24 protein-coding genes are annotated in these 23,596 nt (G+C 57.8%); 12 read left to right on the plus strand and 12 right to left on the minus strand.

The window, feature by feature from the left end; all coding sequences use genetic code 11:
• Positions 1-63 precede the first annotated feature (63 nt).
• The gene (locus tag HF675_RS03540) at positions 64-657 is read left to right on the plus strand and encodes an RNA polymerase factor sigma-70 (RefSeq protein ID WP_105232550.1); all 594 of its coding nucleotides are present in this window, start codon (positions 64-66) and stop codon (positions 655-657) included.
• Positions 650-844, plus strand: a complete 195-nt coding sequence (locus HF675_RS03545; protein WP_187044056.1) for a zf-HC2 domain-containing protein — start codon at positions 650-652, stop codon at positions 842-844. Before HF675_RS03540 ends, HF675_RS03545 begins: the two co-directional genes overlap by 8 nt.
• Here the strand turns inward: HF675_RS03545 and HF675_RS03550 are convergent.
• The 9 genes from HF675_RS03550 to HF675_RS03590 all read right to left on the minus strand — a co-directional run bounded on the left by HF675_RS03550 (position 834) and on the right by HF675_RS03590 (position 9,318).
• Positions 834-1,325 (minus strand): DoxX family membrane protein, encoded by a 492-nt coding sequence (locus tag HF675_RS03550; RefSeq protein WP_160029876.1) that lies wholly within the window; start codon positions 1,323-1,325, stop codon positions 834-836. The genes HF675_RS03545 and HF675_RS03550 overlap by 11 nt on opposite strands.
• Position 1,326: 1 nt before the next feature.
• Entirely contained in the window at positions 1,327-2,070 is a 744-nt protein-coding gene (locus HF675_RS03555; RefSeq protein WP_187044057.1) for a DUF2063 domain-containing protein, read from the minus strand.
• Entirely contained in the window at positions 2,039-2,965 is a 927-nt protein-coding gene (locus tag HF675_RS03560; RefSeq protein ID WP_222618802.1) for a DUF692 domain-containing protein, read from the minus strand. The genes HF675_RS03555 and HF675_RS03560 overlap by 32 nt, the downstream gene beginning before the upstream one ends.
• Before the next feature lie 35 nt (positions 2,966-3,000).
• A complete protein-coding gene (locus tag HF675_RS03565) occupies positions 3,001-3,294 on the minus strand; it encodes a DUF2282 domain-containing protein (RefSeq protein ID WP_187044058.1) in 294 nt (97 codons plus the stop codon).
• Between the two features lie 273 nt (positions 3,295-3,567).
• Entirely contained in the window at positions 3,568-4,353 is a 786-nt protein-coding gene (locus tag HF675_RS03570) for an SDR family oxidoreductase (RefSeq protein WP_105232545.1), read from the minus strand.
• A gap of 11 nt (positions 4,354-4,364) precedes the next feature.
• Positions 4,365-5,648, minus strand: a complete 1,284-nt coding sequence (locus tag HF675_RS03575; RefSeq protein WP_105232544.1) for an MFS transporter — start codon at positions 5,646-5,648, stop codon at positions 4,365-4,367.
• A gap of 44 nt (positions 5,649-5,692) precedes the next feature.
• Entirely contained in the window at positions 5,693-6,490 is a 798-nt protein-coding gene (locus tag HF675_RS03580) for an SDR family oxidoreductase (RefSeq protein ID WP_160029880.1), read from the minus strand.
• Between the two features lie 26 nt (positions 6,491-6,516).
• Positions 6,517-8,022: an FGGY family carbohydrate kinase gene (locus HF675_RS03585; protein WP_187044059.1), complete on the minus strand. Its 1,506-nt coding sequence runs from the start codon at positions 8,020-8,022 to the stop codon at positions 6,517-6,519.
• A 345-nt stretch (positions 8,023-8,367) separates the two neighbouring features.
• Positions 8,368-9,318 (minus strand): sugar-binding transcriptional regulator, encoded by a 951-nt coding sequence (locus HF675_RS03590; protein ID WP_105232541.1) that lies wholly within the window; start codon positions 9,316-9,318, stop codon positions 8,368-8,370.
• Positions 9,319-9,627: 309 nt separating this feature from the next.
• On the opposite strand from HF675_RS03590, the gene HF675_RS03595 reads away from it, so the two are divergent.
• Genes HF675_RS03595 through HF675_RS03605 form a run of 3 tightly spaced genes read left to right on the plus strand, consistent with a single transcriptional unit; the run spans position 9,628 to position 12,226 of the window.
• Positions 9,628-10,473, plus strand: a complete 846-nt coding sequence (locus HF675_RS03595; protein ID WP_105232540.1) for a transketolase — start codon at positions 9,628-9,630, stop codon at positions 10,471-10,473.
• Position 10,474: 1 nt separating this feature from the next.
• Positions 10,475-11,416, plus strand: coding sequence for a transketolase family protein (locus HF675_RS03600; protein ID WP_187044060.1), 942 nt, complete (start codon positions 10,475-10,477; stop codon positions 11,414-11,416).
• 39 nt (positions 11,417-11,455) lie between these two features.
• Positions 11,456-12,226 (plus strand): DeoR/GlpR family DNA-binding transcription regulator, encoded by a 771-nt coding sequence (locus HF675_RS03605; protein ID WP_187044061.1) that lies wholly within the window; start codon positions 11,456-11,458, stop codon positions 12,224-12,226.
• On the opposite strand, the gene HF675_RS03610 is transcribed toward HF675_RS03605, so the two are convergent.
• Positions 12,215-13,003 (minus strand): DeoR/GlpR family DNA-binding transcription regulator, encoded by a 789-nt coding sequence (locus HF675_RS03610; protein WP_160029883.1) that lies wholly within the window; start codon positions 13,001-13,003, stop codon positions 12,215-12,217. The two genes, HF675_RS03605 and HF675_RS03610, sit on opposite strands and share 12 nt — an antisense overlap.
• Positions 13,004-13,492: 489 nt before the next feature.
• On the opposite strand from HF675_RS03610, the gene HF675_RS03615 reads away from it, so the two are divergent.
• The 6 genes from HF675_RS03615 to HF675_RS03640 all read left to right on the plus strand — a co-directional run bounded on the left by HF675_RS03615 (position 13,493) and on the right by HF675_RS03640 (position 19,479).
• Entirely contained in the window at positions 13,493-14,428 is a 936-nt protein-coding gene (locus HF675_RS03615; RefSeq protein ID WP_105233517.1) for a D-ribose ABC transporter substrate-binding protein, read from the plus strand.
• A gap of 45 nt (positions 14,429-14,473) precedes the next feature.
• Positions 14,474-15,085 carry a DUF2291 family protein gene (locus HF675_RS03620; RefSeq protein WP_105232536.1) on the plus strand — a complete coding sequence of 204 codons (612 nt, stop codon included), beginning with the start codon at positions 14,474-14,476 and terminating at the stop codon, positions 15,083-15,085.
• A 9-nt stretch (positions 15,086-15,094) separates the two neighbouring features.
• A complete protein-coding gene (locus tag HF675_RS03625; RefSeq protein ID WP_105232535.1) occupies positions 15,095-16,630 on the plus strand; it encodes a sugar ABC transporter ATP-binding protein in 1,536 nt (511 codons plus the stop codon).
• Between the two features lie 19 nt (positions 16,631-16,649).
• Complete coding sequence (locus HF675_RS03630) at positions 16,650-17,717, plus strand: ABC transporter permease (RefSeq protein WP_105232534.1); 1,068 nt, start codon at positions 16,650-16,652, stop codon at positions 17,715-17,717.
• Positions 17,718-18,023: 306 nt separating this feature from the next.
• Positions 18,024-18,629: a helix-turn-helix transcriptional regulator gene (locus HF675_RS03635; RefSeq protein WP_105232533.1), complete on the plus strand. Its 606-nt coding sequence runs from the start codon at positions 18,024-18,026 to the stop codon at positions 18,627-18,629.
• Positions 18,619-19,479: a queuosine precursor transporter gene (locus HF675_RS03640; RefSeq protein WP_105232532.1), complete on the plus strand. Its 861-nt coding sequence runs from the start codon at positions 18,619-18,621 to the stop codon at positions 19,477-19,479. Before HF675_RS03635 ends, HF675_RS03640 begins: the two co-directional genes overlap by 11 nt.
• 743 nt (positions 19,480-20,222) lie before the next feature.
• Here HF675_RS03640 and HF675_RS03645 read toward each other — a convergent pair.
• Complete coding sequence (locus HF675_RS03645) at positions 20,223-21,608, minus strand: carbohydrate binding domain-containing protein (protein ID WP_187044062.1); 1,386 nt, start codon at positions 21,606-21,608, stop codon at positions 20,223-20,225.
• Between the two features lie 307 nt (positions 21,609-21,915).
• Between HF675_RS03645 and HF675_RS03650 the strand changes: the two genes are divergently transcribed.
• Complete coding sequence (locus HF675_RS03650; RefSeq protein ID WP_105232530.1) at positions 21,916-22,842, plus strand: LysR family transcriptional regulator; 927 nt, start codon at positions 21,916-21,918, stop codon at positions 22,840-22,842.
• Here the strand turns inward: HF675_RS03650 and HF675_RS03655 are convergent.
• The gene (locus HF675_RS03655) at positions 22,790-23,596 is read right to left on the minus strand and encodes a substrate-binding domain-containing protein (protein WP_187044063.1); all 807 of its coding nucleotides are present in this window, start codon (positions 23,594-23,596) and stop codon (positions 22,790-22,792) included. The two genes, HF675_RS03650 and HF675_RS03655, sit on opposite strands and share 53 nt — an antisense overlap.

Below are 23,596 nucleotides of genomic sequence, written 5' to 3' on the forward strand. Positions count from 1 at the left end.
AGCGATTTGGGCAGGGAGTTTTATTATAATAGTCAATCAATCCGTCAGCTGTTGCAGAGCCTTATGCCGAATTCGCATAGCCCGTTAACCGATCCTCAGTTTGTTGCTGAATTACAGCAGCAGATGCTGCAATTTGCCCGACTGCAGCTGAATGATTTTCATCAGGCGGAGGATGTTGTGCAGGAAGCCTTTGAAGGGGCCATGAAAAATGCGGGTTCTTTTGCCGGCAGGGCGGCGTGGAAAAGTTGGGTGTTTGCGATTTTACGCCATAAAATTGCCGATATGTTGCGTATGCGTTACCGCCAGGCGGAGGTGACATCCGCGGGTGAGGAAGATCAGCAAAACTTTGAGGCGCTGTTTGACGCGCAGGGGCACTGGCCGGCTGGTGAACGGCCTCAGCGCTGGCATCAGCCGGACGAGTCCTGCGAACAGGCGCAGTTTTGGCAAATCTTTGAGCTTTGCCTGACGCAGGTGCCGGCCAAGAATGCTAGGGCTTTTATGATGCGCGAATTTATCGGCCTGGAGACGCAGGAGATCTGCCGCGAGATGGCGCTGTCGGTCACCAATCTTAACGTTGTGCTGTGGCGGGCGCGTATGCGCCTGCGGGAGTGTTTATCACAGCGTTGGTTTAGCCGTGAAGGAGGCGAACATGCTTAACTGCCACCGTGCGACCCGCCTGATGTCTCAGGCTCAGGATGCACCGCTGCCGTTTGCGCAGCGTGCGGCGCTGCGCTTCCATCTGCTGTTTTGCTCCGGCTGCCGTAACTTTCAGGCGCAGTTGGTCGATTTGCGCAGCATCACTTCGGCTTTCGCCCAGGGCAAAGATCGGTCGCCTAAACGTTAGAGCGCGGTACCCGGCGCCGGCACAGCAGGCTGTCGAGCGCCAGCTTGCCGCCGCCGTAGCTCATCAGATAAATTTGCGCGCTCATCCACATGCTGTGAACCGGCCAGGCATCCGGATAGACGAAGATCTGGATCACCAGCGTCATCACCCACAGCGCCAGCGCGGAAAAGCGTGTCGCCAGACCGAGCAGCAGCAGTAACGGAAAGAGATGCTCCGCCACGGCGGCCAGGCTTGCCGCTATGGCCGGCGGCAGCAGCGGCAGTTGGTATTCGGTGGCGAACAGCGCCAGCGCGCCGCTGCTCAGGTGCGGTATCCCCAACCGCAGCGGCTCTCCGCCCAGGATATCGATCGTCAGCCCTTCAACCTTACTCTGCCCCGACAGCCAGAACGTGGCGGCCAGCGCGATGCGCGCCAGCAGGCCGAGCAGGCTTTCCCGGACAACTTTCTGGCCCTTCGCCGCCAGCGTTTGCAGTAATGCCATGTTATTTCTCCTGCCGGCCGGATACGCAAAGGATCAGGCCGTAATGGTGTAGTCGTTGTAAGGCCGGTTGGACGGCAAACGCGGTGTCCTCCGCGAGCGCTGCCGTCAGCGCCTGCGCCAGGGATTTCCGCGTCCGCAGCGCGTGGAGAAAGCGCAGCTCCGCCGCGCCGATCGCGATCAGACGCACGTCATCCTGATGGCGAAACAGTAAAACCTGTTCGGCACGGCAGGGATCCAGCTCCGCCGGCGCCTGATCCTGCTGGTGCGCCGCCCACAGGCTGAACACGGCAAACGGCGAGCCAAACAGCCGCAGCGAAGGATGCAGACGCAGGACGCTGTCGGCGGATAGCGTGGGCTGCCCGGCGTTGTCCGGCATCGCATCAGCCGCGTGCAGAGACTCGATACACAGCAGTTCGAGCTGTGCCAGATCCGCCAGCCACGGCCAGTCAGCCAGCGGCGGGAAGCCGGCCAGCCAGGCGGGCAACGCCGTGCCATAGTCAGCCAGCACCGGCGAGGTCGGCGGGTGCCGGCGGATAAATTCGGCCGCCATGGCGCGGAAGAAGCCGTCGCCAACCTGCTGTACCAGCACCGGGCAGTTTTCCGCCAGTGCGCTAATCAGCGAGGCCATCACGTTGTTGCGGTAAACGGCAAAGCGCCGGGCCGGATCGCTGCCGTTCCAGGTGGTGAGCCCCTGGGGCACGGCGCCGTTGCCGTCAAGCAGCGCCTGATACAGTGCGCGTTGCATCTTTCACCTCCGCCGTCATCAACGCTTCCGCCTGACGCGCCTCATCCAGCAGCACCGCCAGCGGCGGCAGGTTGCTGTCCCATTCGATCAGCGTCGCGACGTTGCCGGTCGCCGCCAGCGCGGCACGATACAGCTGCCAGACCGGTGCGGCGACGCGGCCGTCGTGGGAATCAATCAGTAAACGGTCGCCGGCGGCGTCCTGGTTTTCCGCATGGCCCGCCAGGTGTATTTCCCCCACCCGGAGCAGCGGCAGCTCGTACAGCATGGTCAGCGGATCGCGGTGGTGGTTGACGCCGCTGACGTAGAGGTTGTTGACGTCCAGCAGCAGGCCGCAGCCGCTGCGTTTTACCATCTCGCTGATAAAGGCGGTTTCACTCAGGGTAGAGTCGGCGAACTCGACATAGGTGGCCGGGTTCTCCAGCAAGATCGGCCGCCGCAGCGCATTTTGCACCTGATCGATATGCGCGCAGACCCGTGTCAGCGTGGCCTCGGTATAAGGCAGCGGCAGCAGATCGTTGAGAAAAAAGCCGTTATGCGTCGACCAGGCCAGATGTTCGGAGAACATCTGCGGCTGATAGCGTTCTACCAGAGCGGCGACGCGTTGCAGGTGGCTGCGGTCGAGCGGCGCTTCTGCGCCGATAGACATCCCCACGCCGTGAATGGACAGCGGGTAGCTTTGACGGATGGCGCTCAGGGCCTGATGAAAAGGGCCGCCGGCCACCAGATAATTTTCCGCATGAATTTCAAAAAAACCGACGTCGGGCCGCTCCTGCAGGATCTGGCCGAAGTGCTCCGGCTTGAGACCGATGCCGGCCCGCGGCGGGAGACCGCCCATCATGTTATAGCCAGGCGCATCACGGGTGACGGCAGGCGGGGTATGAACTGACGTAGTCATCGCTGTTGCTCCTGGTGATGGGCGGTGAGGGCGGCTTACATCTCTTTAAACGCGTCCAATTGACCAAAGCCGGTCGATGACGTCGGCGATTTCATTTTTACGCAGCTGCCGGTGGGCACCAGCTTCCAGGCGTTACCCTGGTAATCGGTTTTGGCCGTGCCGGCGCAGGTGGTGCCGGCGCCCGCTTTACAGTCATTTTTGCCCTTCAGTGATACGCCGTAGCATTTCTCCATATTGCTTCCTTCAGTCGCCATGGCTGCGGTGCTTGCGGTGGTCAGCACGCTGCCTAACGCCAGCGCCAGCAGTGCGGTTGTAGTTGGCTTTTTCATTATTTCTTCCTCATGGTTGTAAAACGGATCGTTGTGTTGGCAGAAGCAGGATGGCTTCTGAGGAGTTAGTCGCAGCGGGCGCGGATTTCTTACAGAAAAAATTATTTTTTATTTAAAGTGGTTGAATAACAAAAAGTTGCGTTCTGTTTGACGCGGGGCGTGGGGCGTGGGGCGTGGGGCGTGAAGAGGAGTGCGCCATGACATAAAAAAACCGCAGCCAGAGGCTGCGGTTACGGTTAGCGGGACAACCGGGCGCTCTTTGCCTGCGGTGAATTACCAGCAGACAAAGCCGCCGTCGACCAGCAGATCGACACCGGTGCAGAATGAGGCGGCGTCGCTGGCCAGGAAAATGGCCGGGCCGGCCATCTCTTCCACGCGCGCCATACGCTGCATCGGCGTCTGGCTTTCAAACGCCTGCGTCTGATGCACCATTTCCGGCCGGGTGTTCATCGGCGTGGCGGTATAGCCGGGGCTGATGCTGTTAACGCGGATATTTTTCGTCGTCCACTCCATGGCCAGGCTTTTGCTGAGGTGGATAACGCCGGCTTTGGCGCAGTTGTAGTGCGCCTGCTCCAGACCGCGGTTGACGATAACGCCGGACATCGAGGCGATATTGATGATGGAACCGCCGCCGCCGGCGGCCATCAGTTCCGCTTCGGCTTTACAAGCGTGCCAGACGCCGGTCAGGTTGATATCGATCACCCGCTGCCACTGCTCGGTTTCCATCTCCAGCGCCGGGTTGGCGTTGGCGATCCCGGCGGCGTTCACCGCCACGTCAAGGCGGCCATACTGTGACTTTACGCCGGCGATGGCGCTGCGCAGCGCATCGGGATCGCGTACGTCGCCGGTAAAGGCGACGGCGTGACCGCCGATGGCGTGAATATGCCGCACGGTCTCTGCCAGGCCGCCGTCTTCACGCAGGTCGAAACAGGCGACGTTAGCGCCGGCGCTGGCCAGGCCATAGGCGATAGTCTGGCCGATACCGCTGCCGGCGCCGGTCACAAAGGCGGTGCGTCCCTGCAGGCTGAATAACTGTTGAGCGAAATCTTTGGTCACCATCGAATATTCTCCTAGCGTTTGGCGCTGTATGCGGACTGCGTCGTTGATAAGGTTTTCGGAACGGCAAAGCGTGCCTTTTCATCCCGGGCGACAAAACTGGTCAGGAAAATGCTGACGATATACAGCCCGGCGAAGACAAACAGCACCCCTTTGGCGCCGACGGTGGTGAACAGCAGCGCCACCAGCAGCGGGCCAACAAAGCTGGACAACCCGGCGCCGAGGTTCAGCACCGACATCGCCGCGCCTTTTCTTTCCGGCTCCAGCGAAGGCACCAGCGCGGTGAGCGGGCAGAAGCCGGCAATCAGCGCGCCGTACAGACAGCCCATCAGCAGCATGGCCATATAGTTGCCGCTGAACCAGATAGGCGCATAGGCCATGAAAATCATGGTGCAGGCGCAGCCGAAGCCGCCGAAGATCTGTACGGTGCGGCCCCAGCCAATGCGGTCGCCCACCACGCCCCAGATCAGGTTAAAGGCGATGTTGACCGTAAAGGTCAGCGCCCAGACCTTTAACCACTGTTCGGTGGTAAAACCGTGCAGCGAGAGGTAAATCGGGAAAAATACCGGCAACGCAAACTGGGAGGTGGTGTTGATCAGCCTGACCAGGCCGCCGACGCCGACGCGGGGGTTTTCCTTGATAATCGAGATGCCGCTGAGCAGGATCGCCAGCTGTTCACCGACCGTCGTGCGTTCCCGCACCGTGCCTTTTACGCACATCAGAACGATCGCCGTACCGGCCAGCGCCCAGACAATGGCGCTCCACAGTACGCCGACGTGGCCGAGTACCGGGATCATCAGCGAGGCGTAGAAGTTGGCGACGATATACAGCCCGCCGGTAAACGCCAGATAGAACCAGCCGACGGCGGTCGCCAGGGTTTTGGCCGGGTTGCGGTAGGTCACCCAGACCAGGAATGAGTAGCAGAACAGCGGGTAGCCGAGGCCGCGGATACAGTAGGTCGGCACGATAATGGCGAAGTTCATGGTAGGCAGGGCCACCAGCAGGAACAGCACCTGGCCGACCAGCCAGAACATCGCGCCGATCAGCATGGTTTTACGCGGCCCCAGCGCTTCGGCCATCACGCCCGACAGCCACGCGCCGATCGCCACGGCAATGCCGTAGATGGCGATCAGCGTGGCGCTTTGCGGCATGCTCAGCCCGCGTTCGATCAGATAGGGGGAGATCCAGGCTTGTTCAACGCCGTCGCCGACGATAAACAGCAGCACGCCGATTAAACCCCAGACCAAATCCGTTCTGAGGCCGAGTATCGTCCGCGGCTCTGAGTGAGCGGGTGTCATAAAGTACTCCGTAGGCAGGTAAGATTTATAGGAATTTTTAAGGGTTATGACATGATGAGGCCGCCATCGACATTGATGGTCTGGCCGGTGATATAAGAGGCGTCTTCCGAGGCCAGAAACATCACCAGCCCGGCGACGTCTTTGGGCTTGCCTGCGCGTTTTAACGGAATGCCTTCCACCCACTCCTGCATTAATTCGCCTTTGCCGTATTTTTTCTCCGGCGTGCTCAGGATCTCGCCCCAGACGCGGTCGTTATAATCCCACATCTCCGTTTCGATAATGCCGGGACAAAACGCATTGACGGTAATATTGTGGGCGGCGAGTTCCAGCGCCAGACTTTGCGTAATGCCAATCACCCCCATTTTGCTGGCGGCGTAGTGCGGCGTATAAATAAACCCGACCCGTCCCTGTCCGGATGAGGTATTAATCAGGCAGCCTTTATTCTGCTTGACCATATATTTGGCCGCTTCCCGGCAGCACAGCCATACGCCGGTGGTGTTGACGTTAAGCACGCTGTCGAATTCTTTGCGCGTCATGGAATCGAAATGGTCGATGGTAATGATGCCGGCGTTCTGAATTGAGACGTCCACCGATCCGAAGGTGTCAAACGCCAGTTGGTAGAGCGCGGCAACCTGTTGTTCGTCGGTGACGTCGGCAACCAAGGGAACGATATTGCCGCGATAGCGCTGCGTTAACCGCTCGGCCGTGGCGAGGATATCTGCCGAATAGTCGGAGATCACCAGATTGGCGCCGGCGGCGGCAAAGCGCTCGGCAATGCCTTCGCCAATGCCGCGTGCGGCGCCGGTGATTACGACGGTCTGGTTGCTGAATGAATAGCTCATAACGTGGTCCTTCTGCTTCAGGGAGATCAAGATGCGTAGAGGGTGCGCTCTACCGCGCTCTGCCACTCGCGCCAGCGTTTTTGCAGGCGGCCGTGGCGTGCCATATTGGGACGAAACTCGCCGTGTACCGGCAGGTAGCTTTTCAGTTCGTCATCGGTGATATGGGTAATGGCCTTGCGCGCCAGCAGGGCGGCGCCGATGGCCGAAAGTTCGGGGATATCGCTGCGCATAACCGGGCATCCCAGCAGATCGGCCTGATACTGCATCAGCCAGTCGTTTTTGCTGGGGCCGCCGTCCACCATGAGCGCCGTCAGCGTGAAGTCATTATGCTGGCGCATGGCGGCGACCACGTCGGCAATCTGGTAGGCGACCGATTCCAGCGCCGCGCGAATCAGGTGCGCGCGTTTAACGCCGCGGCTCAGCCCGCAAATGACGCCTCTGGCGTGCTCGTTCCACCACGGCGCGCCCAGGCCGGTGAGCGCCGGAACGAAATACACCCCGAGGGTGGAATCCACCGAAGCCGGCAGCGTATTCAGCTCATGGGCCAGCTCTGCGGCGGGCAACTCACTTAAGCCGGTGCTGTCGGCCATCCAGGCGACGGCGTCGCCGGTGTGGGGAATATTGCCCTCCAGCCCGTAGACCAGCCGCTGCCCGTCATGCCAGGCGAGGGTGGTGGCGAGCGACTGGATGTCGCATTGGGCGGACGTCACCGGCGCCATGACGGACGAGCCGGTGCCGTAGGTGGCTTTGACGCAGCCGGGCTGTCCCAGCGCGTGGCCGAATAACGCTGCGTGCGAATCGCCGATCATCGCCATGATCGGAATACCGTCGGGAATGTCCGCCAGTCCTTTGGTATGGCCGAACAGGCCGCTTGAGGGTTTGACCGCCGGCAGCGCGGCGGCGGGGATCTGGAAGATGGCCAGCATCTGTTCATCCCAGCCGCCGCTGTGCAGGTTCAGCAGCTGCGTGCGCGAGGCGTTGGAGTAATCGCAGTAAAAGGCTTCGCCCGCGGTCAGATGCCAGAGCAGCCAGCTGTCGATGGTGCCCAGGCAAATCTCGCCCTGCTCGGCGAGCGCAAAGCCGTTTGGCACCGACTCCAGCAGCCAGCGCATTTTAGAGCCGGAAAACAGCGGAGCAATGGGCAGGCCGGTTGCCGTTTTAATCGGCTGCGCCTGATGATCGCGCCGCAGGCTGTCGCAAAAATCCGCGGTGCGCGAGCATTGCCAGGAGAGCGCCGCGCCGAGCGGTTTGCCGTTGCTGCGATACCAGCCGATGGCGGTTTCACGCTGATTGCTGATCGCCAGCGCGCAGACACGCTCCGCACCGACGTGCGCCACCGCCTGCGCCAGCACGTTCAGCGAGGCGTCCACCAGTAATTCCCCCGACTGTTCCACCCAGCCTTCACGCGGCGTCTGAATGGACAGCGCCTGTGAAAACTTGGCGATGACCTGGCCGCATTCGTTCAGCGCGACGGCTTTGGCATTGGTGGTGCCTTCATCAAGCGCGATGATGACATTCTTTGTTGCCGACATAGAGTTTCTCCAAATAACGCAGAATTCAGGCGACGACCGGCATGGCGGAAAGCGGATCGCGTTGGCGCGGTCTGCGCCGACAGGGCAAGGCATACACCTTCCCCTCTCGGCTTGAATATATATTCATATGTGATTATTTATTTAGTGCACGATAACCAAGTTGCTGAGGCTCAGCCACCGGCAAAGTCTGCAAATGTGCTTGCTATCACATTTCTAACGCGGCGCAGTGTGACGGGAAAAACGCAGGAGGATGGTTTATCTTTTTGATAAGAAACTATTTTTTCGTGCCGCCTCCGAAGGTTTTGGGGCGGCGGCAAACACGGTAACCGACCGGACTGGGGAAAATCAGTCCGTGACCAGCATTCTGGAAGTGTGGTAATCGGTGATCAGCACATCGATATAACCGCCGTTCAGCGCGCCCTTGATGGCGGCGACTTTGTCGCGGCCACCGGCCAGTGCGACGACGTTCGGGCATTTTTTCACTTTGTCGAGCGCCATGCCGATCACCGGATCTTCATCGTCGCTCAGCACCGGGGCGCCGTGCCGGTCAAAATAGTGCAGGCAGATATCGCCGACGGCGCCGCGCTCGGCCAACCGTGCCAGCATCTCCTCCTGATAGTAGTTGCCGGAGGTTTTCAGCAGCTGGGACGGTTCCAGAATGCCGATACCGACGATGGCGACGTCGACATCATCGAAATGGGCGATCACTTCGGCGACGTCGCTGCTGGCCATCAGGCGCGCTTTTTCATCCATCGAGCCTTCAATGCTCTGCGCCGGCAGCAGCCAGGCTTTGCAGTTGAGCTGCTGCGCCAGGGTCTGCGTCAGGATGGTGGCCTGCACGTTGCCGTTGGGCCCCACGCCGCCCAGCAGTTGGATAACGCCGTTCGCCTTCAGGTTCTGGGTGTGCACCTCATCCACCATGGCGCGGATGGTGCTGCTCCAGGAGGAGACGCCCACCAGATCGTTAGGCCGCAGGCGGGTTTCCATATAGTGGGCGGCGGCCGAGCCGATGGCGCGTTTCAGCACCGCGTCGGAAGCCTCTTCTGCAACGTCGACCACGATGGCCTGCTTAATGCCGTAACGCTCTTCGATGCCTTTTTCGATATTCAGAAAAATATTGGAGGGCTGAACAACGCTGATTTTGACCAGTCCTTCTTTTTGGCAGCGGGTGATGGCGCGCGAAACGAAAGATTGGGAAAGGGATAATGATTGTGCGATCTCAGACTGCTTGCGACCCTCCAGGTAGTAAAGCGTGGCAATCTTAACCAAGAGCCGTTGTTCATCCTGCTTAGCCATGTTGTTCCTCAACTATCAATTAGGTGCAATCAGTATGTTTTAGCCCGTCATCATACGCGAAAAAGTATGGACTTTAAGTGTGATGGAACTCTAATTTTCGCCAATGGTGTCGTACCGCGCTGGACAAACTTGCAGCGATGATCATACTATCATGAATATAAAATCATGATTGAATATATATTCATGATGGCAGATATCCCGCTTTGTTAGTGAATGGGGGCCTGTAAACGCAACGGTTTGGCAGGTTACCCCTCTTTTTTAACCAGGTGGAATAAATATTCGTGAAGGAATAATAATTCGGAGGCGATTATGAACCCGTTCTCACTGTCAGTGCCGGAACTGGAAAGCAAAGCGCGTGCGGTACGACGCCATATCATCAACCTGAACGCCAACAGCCCTGCCGGCGGACATACCGGGGCCGATCTGTCGCAGGTTGAACTGCTGACCGCGCTGTATTTCCGCATTCTGAACTGTGCGCCTGACCGCCTGGACGATCGGGATCGCGATATCTATATCCAGTCGAAGGGACATGCCGTCGGCTGCTACTACTGCGTGCTGGCGGAGGCGGGCTACTTCCCGCAGCCCTGGCTGGCGACCTATCAGCATGCCAACTCGCACCTGCCGGGTCATCCGGTGAAACAGAAAACGCCGGGCATTGAACTGAACACCGGCGCGCTGGGGCACGGTTTCCCGGTGGCGGTGGGGCTGGCCATTGCCGCCAAGCGTGACAACAGCAAGCGCCGCATTTTCCTGATCACCGGCGACGGCGAACTGGCGGAAGGCAGCAACTGGGAGGCCGCGATGGCGGCGGCGCACTACAAGCTGGATAACCTGGTGGTGATTAACGATAAAAACGGGCTGCAGCTGGCCGGCGCCACCAAAGACATTATGAGCACCGATCCGCTGGATGAAAAATGGCGCGCTTTCGGGATGGAAGTCACCGAATGCCGGGGCAACGATATGGCCTCCGTGGTGGCAGCGCTGGAAAACCTGCCGCAGAACGGCAAGCCGCACGTGCTGATTGCGCACACCACCAAGGGCGCCGGCGTGTCATTTATTGCCGGCAAGCCGGAGTGGCATCACCGGGTGCCGAAAGGCGATGAGATTACGCAGGCCATGGCCGAGCTGAGCGATCGGGCAGAAGAGGAGGTATAACGTGAGTAATGCAGAACATTTGGCGAACGTAATGGTGACGGCGTTTATCGATGCGGTAGATAACGGCGTCGATCTGGTGCCGGTGGTGGCGGACTCCACCTCCACGGCGAAAATAGCGCCGTTTATGCAGCGCTTCCCCGATCGTCTGGTTAACGTCGGCATTGCCGAACAGACGCTGGTGGGGGCCGCGGCGGGGCTGGCGATGGCGGGAAAAATCGCCGTCACCTGTAACGCCGCGCCGTTCCTGGTCGCCCGGGCGAATGAGCAGGTGAAGGTCGACGTCTGCTACAACAATACCAACGTGAAGCTGTTCGGCCTTAATGCGGGCGCCAGCTATGGGCCGCTGGCGAGCACCCATCATGCCATCGACGATATCTCCGTGATGCGCGGCTTTGGCAATATCCAGATTTTCGCCCCTTCTTCACCGTTGGAATGCCGCCAGATCATCGACTATGCGCTGGAACACGTCGGGCCGGTCTATATTCGGATGGACGGCAAAGCCCTGCCGGAGCTGCATGATGAGACCTACCGTTTCCAGCCGGGCGCCGTCGACGTGTTGCGCACCGGGAGCGATGTGGCGCTGGTGGCGATGGGGTCTGCGGTGCATGAGGCGGTGGATGCGGCGGCCACCCTGGCGCAGCAGGGCGTCAGCGCGCAGGTGATCGGCGTACCGTCAATCCGTCCGCTGGACCGCGCTGCCCTGAGCGCCGCGCTGGGCGCAATCCGCACGGTGATTACGGTCGAGGAACACAATGTGAACGGCGGCGTCGGCAGCATTGTGGCGGAAGTGCTGGCGGAATATGGTCATGGCGCACGGCTGCAACGTCTCGGCATTGCCGATGGCGAGTACGCCATCGCCGCCGACCGTCAGGCAATGCGCGCGCACCATGGTCTGGATGCGGCCGGCATTGTTCGCCAGGCGCTGGCGTCGTTGCATCAATAACGGCCATTGCGCAGATTTGCCGGCAGGGGGAGGTCACGTATGCATCCGCGACAGAGGAAAATTGTGCAGATGGTGGGGGCGCATGGCCGCCTCAGCGTCGGCGCGCTGGCGCAGGCCGTCGGCGTTTCTCTGGTCACCATCCGTCATGATTTGCAGGCGCTGCATCAGCGGGGGGAACTGTTCCGGGTGCATGGCGGCGCCGTGGCCTTGCAGAGCCATGCGCTCCGGGCCGGATTACAGCGGCGCTATGCCGCCAAACAGGGGATTGCCGGGTATGCCGCCTCGCTGGTGCGCGACGGCGATACGCTGTATCTCGACGGTTGCAGCATCAGCCTGGCGCTGATCGACGCGTTGCACGCCAGGCGTGGCCTCACCATCGTGACGACGCATCCCGATATTGCCGAGCGGCTGAAGCAGAGCGAGCATCAGGCGATGATCGTGGGTGGCCTGCGGCAAACGCGTAATGATGCGAGGATCGGGGCGTTTACCTGCAGTTGCCTCAGCCAGCTGCGGTTTCAGCGCGCCTTTCTGGGCATCGGCGGCTGGCACTGGCAAAGCGGATTTACCGAGCCGGACCCGCAGAGCTGCGCGGTGAAAAACATCGTCGCGGCGCACTCTGACGAGGTCGTGCTGCTGGCCGACTCGTCCAGGTTCGGCCGGACGCATCCGCACGCGCTGGCGCCCGCCGACGCCGCCGTTACCCGGGTCATTACCGACACCAGGCTGTCGCCCAAATATCGGCAATATTTCGCCCGGCGGGCGATACGCTTGAACGTCATTAATGCGCCGGAGGCCGTCTCAGGCGATTAGCACCCTGACGCCCAGCGTCTCGAACGCCTGTACCTGCGACGGCGTGATGCCGCTGTCGGTAATCAGGTAATCGATCTTCGACCACTCGCAGGGTAAGGCGAACATGGAAACCTTATCAATCTTGCTGGAGTCGGCCACCACGTAGACCTCGCTGGCGGCGTTAATCATCGCCAGTTTCAGTTTGATATCCGTTTCACTGGGAAAACTCAGCCCCGAGCGCGGCGAGATGCAGGCGGTGGCGAGAAACAGTTTTTCCGCCAGCACGTTTTCGAAGAAACCGGCCGCCTTGTCGCCGGAGGTCGACAGCGTGGGGAACTTAAAGCTGCCGCCGGTCAGCAGGATATTGATCTCCGGCTCACCGCCCAGCGTCAGCGCGATGTTGACCGCCGTGGTGATGACCGACAGCCGCTTGATATGGGCCATATATTTGGTGATCGCGGTGGTGGTGGTGCCGGAATCGAAAATCACGGTGTCGCCGTTTTCGATATACCGCGCCGCCAGGCGGCCGATCGCATCTTTTTGCTCCAGATGGATCTGGCGTTCCAGCATCATCGCCCCGGTGTTTTGTTTACCGGCCAGCAGCGTGGCGCCGCCGTGATAGCGCTGGACCAGCCCCCTTTGCTGCAGAGTGCGCAGGTCGGTGCGGATGGTTGCTTCGGTCAGGCCGAATGCCGCAGTGAGCGCTTTAACCGTGACCGTTCCGTCCTCCCGGACCATCTCAAGGATCTTCTCTCTGCGTAGCCGAACGTCAGCCAGCTGTTCACTTTTGCTTTTCAATCGAAAGTCACCTTTTCGTGATGAGGTTACCTGACGGCCTACAAACTACCTCAGATTTTAACCATATGGTGAGTCTAATGCGAGAAATACGCGTACGCACCATGCTTTCGTTCGAAAATAAAATATTGTTATCTATATGAAATAGCAGCGTAAATTTATTTATTAAATAGCGGTCTATAGATTCGAGTTGATGCTATCCCACTGTAATTAAAGAATATGTTTTGTTTTGCTGACTTTTGTTTGAAATATGATCAAGTACACAAACGGAACAATATCGATCGCTTATATTTTTATTCGAAAATCAATGTGAATGAAAACGATAGTGCAGGGCAGAAAGATACGGCTGAAGCGGTTTGATTTCTCCGGGGAAAACGAGGTGATAAATCAACAGCGAGTGGTAAGGCCGGTGGGCAATAACCGACGGGATCGCGGGGGAGGTTGTGACGAACCGCTGATGCCAATCACATAATAATGAGAGAGAGCCTGATGATGAAGAAGAAACTGTTGTTATTAAGCATCGCTTCCGCCTGTGTCTTTTCCGGCGCCGCGCTGGCCGCAGAAAAAGGCACCATCATGATTCTGGTCAATTCACTGGATAACCCGTACTACGCCGCCGAGGCTAAAGGCGCCAATGAGAAAGCCAAAGCGCTGGGCTACAAGACCTCCGTGCTGTCGCACGGCGAAGACGTCAAAAAGCAGAATGAGCTGATCGATACCGCGATCGGTAAAAAGGTGCAGGGCATCATCCTGGATAACGCCGACTCGACCGCCAGCGTGGCGGCAATCAAAAAAGCCAAAGATGCCGGCATTCCGGTGGTGCTGATTAACCGGGAGATACCGGTTGACGATATCGCACTGGAGCAGATTACCCATAACAACTTCCAGGCCGGCTCCGAAGTGGCCAATGTGTTTGTCGAGGCGATGGGCGAAAAGGGCAAATATGCTGAGCTGACCTGCAACCTGGCGGATAACAACTGCGTGACCCGTTCCAAATCCTTCCATCAGGTGATCGATCAGTATCCGGATATGCAGAGCGTGGCGCGTCAGGACGCCAAAGGCACTCTGATTGACGGCAAGCGAGTGATGGACAGCATTTTGCAGGCCCATCCCGACGTGAAAGGCGTTATCTGCGGCAACGGCCCGGTGGCGCTGGGCGTCGTTGCGGCACTGCGCGCCGCCGGTCGCGACGACGTGGTGGTGGTCGGCATCGACGGCAGCAATGACGAACGTGACGCCATCAAGGCCGGTGCGCTGAAGGCGACGGTGATGCTGCAGGCGCAGGCCATCGCGGCGCAAGGGGTCACCGATCTCGACAACTATATCCAGCATGGCAAACCGCCGGCGAAGCAGCGGGTGATGTTCCGCGGCATTCTGATTACGCCGGAAAACGCGCAGCAGGTGCAGGACTTCAACTTCAAATCTTAATGTGTTGCTGTCGCGCCCGTTGCGGCGGGCGCAGAGGAGAATGTGATGTTCACACGACTCGGGCCGGTAGTGCTGATTTTTCTGCTGGGCGGTTGCCGTATTGTTTCGCAGCAGGAACTGGCGGATTTAAAAAATCCGCCTAACCCGAAAATGGCGAATATTCCGCAAACGTGGCAACAGAAGCTGGTGCCGCAAATTGTTAAGGATGCCAAAGCGGATAACGCCTTGCTTGCCGAACTGGCGGCGGCGAAAGATTTTGATGAGGCCTGCCAGCGCTATGGCTACCGCAGCCAGGCGGAGAACCCCTGCCTGTTCAGCGTCAGGCTGAGCGGCACCATCACCGACGTTAACAGCACGTCGCGCAGCGGCAAAATGACGCTGAAAACCGCCGCCGGCGATGAGGTCCGGGTACAGACCGGGCCGATTATCCGCGGCACTGACCTGCGTGACGCCTATAAGGGCGCAGGCTATCAGGATTTTAACGATCAGGTGCTGTTCGGCGATTACGGCCGGGCGATCAACCAGCAGGCGGCCGACATGATGCGCGATTTCAAACCGCAGGTCGGGGATAACGTCGAGGTGGTCGGCGTATTCAGCAGTTGGGATCTGCCGGGCAAGATCGCCGAGGTGACCCCGGCCGCGATTACGCGTCGCTAAGGAGGGAAGATGAGCGAGCAATTGGCGCACTCCGCCGCGGCGGATGTGATTATCGAGACCCGCGACGTCTCCCGTTTGTACCCCGGGGTAACGGCGCTCGATCGGGTTAACTACCGGGTCTACCGCAACAGGGTCAATGTGTTGATCGGGGAAAACGGCGCCGGTAAATCAACCATGATGAAACTGCTGGCAGGCGTGGAATCGCCCTCTTCCGGCGAAATTCTGCTGAACGGGGAAACGGTGGCCCTGTCGTCGACGCATCAGGCGGAGCGACACGGCATCAGCATTATTTTCCAGGAGCTGAATCTGTTTCCCAATATGAATGTGATGGACAACATCTTTATCGGCAATGAGTTTTTCCAGCGGGGCGTGATTAATGAGAAGTACCAGTATGCGCTGGCCAAATCGCTGCTGGAGCGCCTTGAGCTGGACGTTGACCCTTATGCGCCGCTGGGTGAGCTGGGCATCGGCCATCAGCAATTAGTCGAGATTGCGCGGGCGCTGTCCAAAGATACCCAGGTGCTGCTGATGGATGAGCCGACCAGCGCCCTGAGCCAGTCGGAAGTCAAAGTGCTGTTTAAGGTGATCGAGCAGCTCAAGCGGCGCGGCGTCACCATAATCTATATCTCTCACCGGCTGGAAGAGCTGATGGAGATTGGCGATCACATCACCATTTTCCGCGACGGGCGCTTTATCAGCGAGCGTGAAGTCAGCGACGCCAGCGTGCCCTGGATCATTGAACAGATGGTGGGCGATAAGAAAAAACATTTTGACTACTCGCCCGCGCCTCAGCAAGAAACGGTGCTGCAGGTTGACGGTTTGACCGCGCTGCACCCGAACGGCGGCTATCGGCTGAATGATGTGACGTTTGCACTGCGTAAAGGCGAGGTGATCGGCATTTACGGCCTGCTGGGCGCCGGCAGAACGGAGCTGTTCAAGGGGCTGATCGGCATGCTGCCCTGTCAGCAGGGACGCGTGGCGCTCCACGGCGAAGATATCAGCCGGCTTAACTTCCAGGCGCGGTTAAAGAAGGGGATCGCGCTGGTGCCGGAAGACCGGCAGGGGGAAGGGGTGGTGCAGCTGATGTCGATCAAAACCAATATGACGCTGTCCGATCTCAGTCTGAAGGGATTCCGGCGCGCCCTGCGGCCGCTGAGCCCGTCGCAGGAGCAGCATAACGTCGACGATATGGTGCGGCAGCTGGCGATCAAGGTGAGCGACAGCGAGCTGCCGATCACCTCGCTCAGCGGCGGCAATCAGCAAAAAGTGGTGCTGGGAAAAGCCTTGATGACCGGCCCCGAGGTGGTGCTGTTGGACGAGCCGACGCGCGGTATCGACGTCGGGGCGAAAACCGATGTGTATCACCTGATCGGCAAACTGGCGCACGAAGGGCTGGCGGTCATGTTCTCCTCGTCGGAGCTGGATGAGGTGATGGCCCTGGCTGACCGTATCCTGGTGATGGCCGACGGACGTATTACCGCCGATCTGCCGCGCGCCGCCGTAACGCGGGAAAAATTAATCAGCGCTTCAACGCCGCATGACTGACGTCCGTCGGAGAGAAACTATGAGCCGTAAATATCTGATCTATATGTATCTGCTGAAGGCGCGCACCTTTATTGCGCTGCTGATCGTCATCGGCTTTTTCAGCGTGATGGTGCCGAACTTCCTGACCCCCTCCAACCTGCTGATCATGACGCAGCACGTGGCGATCACCGGCCTGCTGGCGATCGGCATGACGCTGGTGATTCTGACCGGCGGCATTGACCTGTCCGTCGGCGCCGTGGCGGGCATTTGCGGCATGGTGGCCGGCGCGCTGCTGACCAGCGGCGTACCGCTGTGGGGCGGCAATGTTCTGTTTTTAAACGTGCCGGAGGTGATTTTGACGGTTGCCGTATTCGGCTGCCTGCTTGGCCTGGTAAACGGCACGGTCATTACCCGTCTGGGCGTCGCGCCGTTTATCTGTACGCTGGGCATGATGTATGTGGCGCGCGGTGCGGCCCTGCTGTTTAACGACGGCGGTACTTACGCCAATCTGGTGGGGATGGCGCCGCTGGGCAATACCGGTTTTGCCACGCTGGGGTCCGGCACCTTCCTGGGGGTGTATATCCCGATCTGGCTGATGCTGGCCTTTTTGCTGTTTGGCCTGTACCTGACGCGTAAAACTCCGCTCGGCCGCTATATTTATGCCGCAGGCGGCAATGAGTCCGCCGCCCGGTTGGCGGGGGTGCCGATCGTGAAGGTTAAGGTGTTTGTGTATGCCTTTTCCGGGCTGTGTGCGGCGCTGGTGGGGTTGATTATCGCGTCGCAACTGCAAACCGCCCACCCGATGACCGGCAATATGTTTGAAATGGACGCCATCGGCGCCACGGTGCTTGGCGGCACCGCGCTGGCGGGAGGGCGCGGTCGCGTATCGGGGTCGATCATCGGCGCTTTCGTGATCGTTTTCCTGGCGGATGGCATGGTGATGATGGGGGTGAGCGATTTTTGGCAGATGGTGATCAAGGGGCTGGTGATCGTCACGGCGGTGGTTATCGACCAGTTCCAGCAGAAGCTGCAAAGCAAAGTCGTGATGCTGCGCCGTCATGAACATAAACAGGCCATACCGCAGGCGGAAGGATCGCTATTGCGCTGAGCCGGAAGACAGCGCGGCGTTGCGGTCAGGGAGGCTGCAACGCCGTTTTTTTCGTCTGTCGATTGTCTCGCCGGTTATGGGCGCGTTTGAATACGATTCCGAGCCGCCGTTCCGCTCCGGCCATCCGCGCCGGTTTTCTCGTCCTGGCCGTTTGATTATCGATGGGAGATGGCGAATATCCCGGCGCTGCAGACGGGATGGCAGACTGGGTTTTTGGTAAGGATTTCTTAAGCATAGAATTGCGGGCACTATAGTTTCCGGCTATTCTGCTTAATCATTGATAGCTGTCGGACTCATTGAAATATTATGTTTGGTGCGGAAAAAAGCAGTTTATTGCGTGCAAATCTGGAGCATTTGCTCCGTAGTAAAGGCGAAACACAGGTTTCTGTCAGTGAAAGCACCGGGCTTAATCGCACAACAATCTTTAAGATATTGGACGGCCGCGTTGCCAGCGTGCAGAAACAGACGCTGCGTAAAATATCTGATTTTTTCGGCGTCACCATGTATGAGCTGCAGCATGTAGATATTGCGACAGCGGAAAAAATCGATGCCAGTATTTCCGTTCATGGCAATATGAATGCGGCGGCGCTGCCCATAATTCCCCTGACCTCACTGATTGAGCAGATAAACGCCGGGCGTTCCGTCGGGGAGCTGACGCTGTCCTGGCCACTGACCTACTACTATGGCCATGGGCCGAACCTGATTGCCGTGGCAATGGATAAAAACCCGCCGGTGCGCTACCGGTGCGGGGATATGCTTATTATTCGTAAAGGCATCTATAAAAGCACCAATCTAAAGCTGCTGTTTAAGAGTAATGCGGGATTCTTTACTGATGCACTGGCCTGCGTGGACGAGGTCGATGCAGGGGTTATCGTATTAGGAGATATTCTTGAAGAACGTTATGGAAACTGAAGCAGAATATAAACTTATGGGGTTTGAACCCAATACTCATATGGCAAGAATCCTTATACGTTCTTCAGGGAAGGTATTGAACATTCATGCTAACGATCTGGAAAGAAGTGAAATATCGCAAAGCTTATCTGCGCATGAAATCAAGGCCTTATACCGCCATATTTATATGGATGGGCTAGCGCCCAAAACTGAGTATCAGTTGCAGGACCGGAATGATCGCTCATGGAGCACCTATGCCGTTTTTGTCCTGGCGCTGGCGATATTTTATCAGTTCAGTAATCTGGCGGCGATTAAGCCCGTTTATATTAGCTATTTTGATATTGTGGTGACGCCGGGCACCTTTATTTACCCCTTCACCTTTCTGGTCATTGACCTACTCAATGAGTTTTATGGCTTCCGCCTGGCCAAGAGGGCCATACTGTACTCGGTCGCAGCAAACGTGGTTATCACACTGTTGCTATACCTATCGACAAAACTTCCGGTTATCCCCGGCTGGGGGCTTAATGAGGCGTATAATAACTTTATGATGCAACTCTATGTCGTACTGTTTGCCTCGACCATGGCCTTTATAACCTCTGAGCTATCTAACTCATGGATACTCTGTAAGGTGAAGGCGATGACGCACTCGCGTCACCTTTATCTGCGCATCTTTTTGAGTACCTTTGCGGCGTCTATTATCGACAGCTTTGTTTTCTGCCTGCTGGCCTTTTATGGCAAGATGGAGACCAGCGTTATCGTGAAAATGGCGATAATACAGATGATGATCAAGTCGGTTTACGCGGTGTTAAACGTATTCCCGGCCTATTATGCGCGTTTCCTCTACAGAAAATATATTCTCCATACTGAGTGAGCCGCTGCTTACACCTTGGTATGCCGGCTGTGTTTTAAAGCCGTAAGAACCGGAAATGTACTGGCCAGTATGTTTCCGGTTTTTTTGTGCGCTGCTGCATCCCCCCTGTCTTGATTCAAACCAGACCTGCTTACGCATTACCGAAAACCGAGGAGGGGGCCGGCCTGTTCAACTGACCTGTGCGGAATAGCGGGTGAACCCAATATTAAGAAAAGCGCGTGTGTAGCGTCAGCGTCCATGCGCAGTCTCGGCCGTAACCGCCAATGACACGCAGTGCCGTATGATAGAAGCATGAAAAATTCATAAGATAATTTGCATTATATGGTGGCTGGTGGGTTGTTCTATACCACTTTCCTGATTTCGACTTTTTCACATCATTTTGATAAATAACCATAATTTAAAAAGTCATTTATTAGTCACCATTTTTCTATTCATGTGTTGACTTTTCAGGGTAAGAAAAACTACATTGTTATGCAAGATGAAGGTATCAGGGGCTGTCGCTGGATAGCCATAGCACGTAATACCAGGGGAACCACTGATAAAAGGGCGCAGGACATATTACAGCCCTGTTATTCCAATAAAGTAATCTTGAATCATCCATTGGCGTGGGCGTCTGCTCACGCGCTTTTCTTTTCCCGAGCTGACTGCGGGTAACGCCTTGTGTCGGGCAGTTTGCTTCAGCGCTGCAGATACGCCGTTCTGGTTTGCCGGGCCGCGTTTAAGCGACCCGGCAATAAGCGGTATCAGATCTCTTCTACCTTAATGTCGGTGATGCTGAAATCGTTGCCGTCGCCGCTCGCCTTATGGCTGAATATTTCCAGCAGATTTTCGCCCTGTGCGGCGGTGAATTCCCCTGTGAGGGTTAACCACTCGCCTTTGTTTTTTAATGTTGTCAACGGCGTAATGTCACTGCCTGCAACACGCAGCGACAGTTCCGGGATCACTTTATAGTCGTTATCCCGGCGCGCCCGAATGCTGAAACGATAGCGCTTTCCTGGCTGCAGCTCGGTGTATTTTTTATACAGCAATACGCCGTTATGTGTTCTGCCTTTGACATTGGTGGTCGGGAAACGTATTAGGCTTTTTCCATCTTCGGTGTAAAACTTATGCTCAGGTGTTGCGGGGCCAAATTGCCAGTTATTTAACTGATTCCCTGTGAAGTCCGTTGATTCTGAGAACGGCGGGGGGACGGGGGTTGGCTCCGGGGCTGGCGGGGACGGCGGCGTTTCAACCGGTGCGGTGTGTTCATGGCACTTGCATCCGGATTTCTCCGCATTGCCTGCATTACCCGGTCCGCAGGCTTCAACCAAACCTTTCAGCACGTCCGCCAATGTATTTACCGCTTTTACAATTTCCGGCAGTTGCTCGCACAGGTTGCTGCCGTTGCCTGTCGGTTTATCGCCTTCTGACGGCGCCTTGCCTTCCAGATTATCGGCTTCGTCTTTTTTATCCTCAATGCTCTCTTGCTGCGGGATTTTACTGGCGCAGATGGTATCTTTCAGCACCTGGGTAAAATCGGCGATGCCTTTGGTATAGATATAGTGCTCACCGCCGGTGCGCAACGCCAGCCGTTTGTATTCCTTGATATTGGCTTCTTCATCTTCCGGCGTCGGATACGGCGTGGTGGCGTGTGGGGTGCCCAGGTAGGTATGTACTTTGGCGCCGTTGCTCAGCGCAGTAGCGATGGCATCATTGCAGGCTTTGATACGCGCTGCATCCAGAATCATTTCTCCGCCTTCCAGGCTCTCATCGCCTAATACGAACACGTTCTTTTCTGCGCCGGCGCGCCAGTCAAAATGGGTGCTGATATCTTCAACCGCGCGAGCCACATCTTCCTGCGCGCCGGCATTCGCTACGCTGTCCCGCTTGCGTCCTTTTAACGTATTGCCGTCTGCTCCGGCGGTTGTCGTGAGGTAGTTATGCACCGTTTTTTCAAACTTGGTGCCGGTGAATGTGCCTTCAATCCCCAAAAATTCGACCCGTAAATCAGAAGGGCAAGATTTGCGGGCTTCCTCTACGGCCTTGTCCAGCGCCGCGCTCAGCGCCTTTGCCTCATCGGCCATTGAACCGCTGGTATCAATGACGATCACCAGATCGACTTTCTTACCGCTTTGCACCTGTGTATTCATCGACTGTTTCCTTTTATCCTGTTTGTTTATCATTACTTGTTATTTTGCGTTCAAAGCATGGGCGTAGTGTGAAAGCCTCGCACTGTTATGAATAAAAAATAGTGTCGCGTCGGCGGAGTATGTCGTTTTGACGTTGACTCCGCAGGTCACCGGCGGGGTGGGTGGGTGACCGTACTATTCTTGTTGGTGGCCACCGCTATCGGCGGTCTTTTGCATGACGGCCGGCCAATCGCTCTTTCTCTACGGCGTGATAAGGCGCTATTATTTTTATCCCGGTTATTTCTCGTCATAAGGATTGCTTGCCGCTATGCCCGTGAATGTTGATCTTAACGGTCTGTATGCGTTTCGCGCGCTGGTCGAATACGGCAGCTTTCGTAGCGCCGCCGAGTCTATCTGCCTGTCCCAGTCGGCCCTGAGCCGCAGAATAGAAAAGCTGGAAGCGGCATTGGGCGCCCGGCTGTTCGAGCGCACCACCCGTCGCGTCACTCTGACGCTGTACGGGCAGACGTTTGCCGAGCGTTCCGACCAGCTGCTGGCGAATTTTGAAGAAGTGATGGCTGACGTCAGTAAAGTCAGTCAGGAGCGGACGGGGTTGGTGACGGTGGCGACGGTGCCCTCGGCGGCGTATTACTTTATGCCTGACGTGATCCGCCTGTTTCAGGCGCGATACCCGCGCGTGCGCGTAAAGCTTATCGACAGCAGCGTCGGCAACGTTATCGAAGCGGTGATGAACGGCCAGGCCGACTTCGGCATCTGTTTCTCCGGCAACCCGCTGCCGAATACGGAGTTTTTACCGCTGGTGGAAGATGCCTATGTGGCCGCCTGCCGGCGCGACAGCCCGTTGGCCACAAGGGATGGCCTCACCTGGCGCGAGTTTTATCAGCAGGAGTATGTGAGTTTGGATAAGGTGTCCGGCAACCGCAACCTGCTCGATCAGGCGTTGGGGGATATAATTCCCGCGCGTCCCAGCCTGTGCGAAACCCGGCATGTGACCACCCTGCTGGGAATGGTTGAGGCGGGCATCGGCATTGCCGCCGTGCCCGCCATGTCGATGCCTCCAGCAGAGCACTCCGTGCTGATGCAGCTGCCGCTGACCGAACCGGCGGTAACACGCACGGTCGGGCTGCTCAAACGCAGCGGACGCATACAGTCCTATGTGGCTGCGGAACTGGAACAACTGATCACTGAACGGTATCTCGCAGCTGAACGGTCTGCACGGCCGGAACAGATTTAAGCCCGGTCGCGGCAATGGTCTGCTGCGCCGTTGGTGAAGAGAGGAAATCCAGCAGCGCTTTCCCTTCCTGCCGATGCTCTGCGTGCGCCGTCACCGCGCCGGCAAAGCGGGTGATGTACTGCACGCTGTCCGGCAGTTCGCCGATAAAGGTCACGCCGGGCACCGGCAGCAGCTCGCTGACCTGCTGAAAACCGAGCGCGTATTTACCGCCTGCCACTTCGCCCGCCACCGGGACGCGCTCCACCTTATGCGCCTTATCCTTCATCTGTACTTCAATCCCCAGCGTTTTAAACAGCTGGCTGCTGACGTAACGACCGCTGGCGCTGTCGGAATAGGCCACGGAGCCGGCCTGCAACAGCGTGGCGCGCAGCGCGTCGCGGCTGCTGATATCGGGCTTCGGCTGTCCCTGTTTAACCACCACGCCAATCGGTGAATCGGCCAGCTCCACGCGTGAACCCGGCTGCAGTCGGCTCTCTTTTTCCAGGTTTTTCAGCGCGTCGCCCACCATGATCACCACGTCGGTTTTTTCACCGCGCGCCAGGCGGTTAGGGATCGCCTGGGCGGATTTTCCCATCGACGGCCCGGATACCAGAATAATGTGGTTGCCGCTTTGGGTTTCATACTGCGGCGCCAGTTTTTCCAGCGCGGCCTTAAAACCGCCTGAAATCATCACGGTGACCTCTTTGGCCAGCGCGCCGCCGCTGGCGGAGGAAAGCACCAGCGCGGCGATCAGGGAAGGATAAATTTTATGCAT

The organism is Serratia sp. JUb9, from assembly GCF_014298095.1.
GTDB lineage: Bacteria > Pseudomonadota > Gammaproteobacteria > Enterobacterales > Enterobacteriaceae > Serratia_B > Serratia_B rhizosphaerae.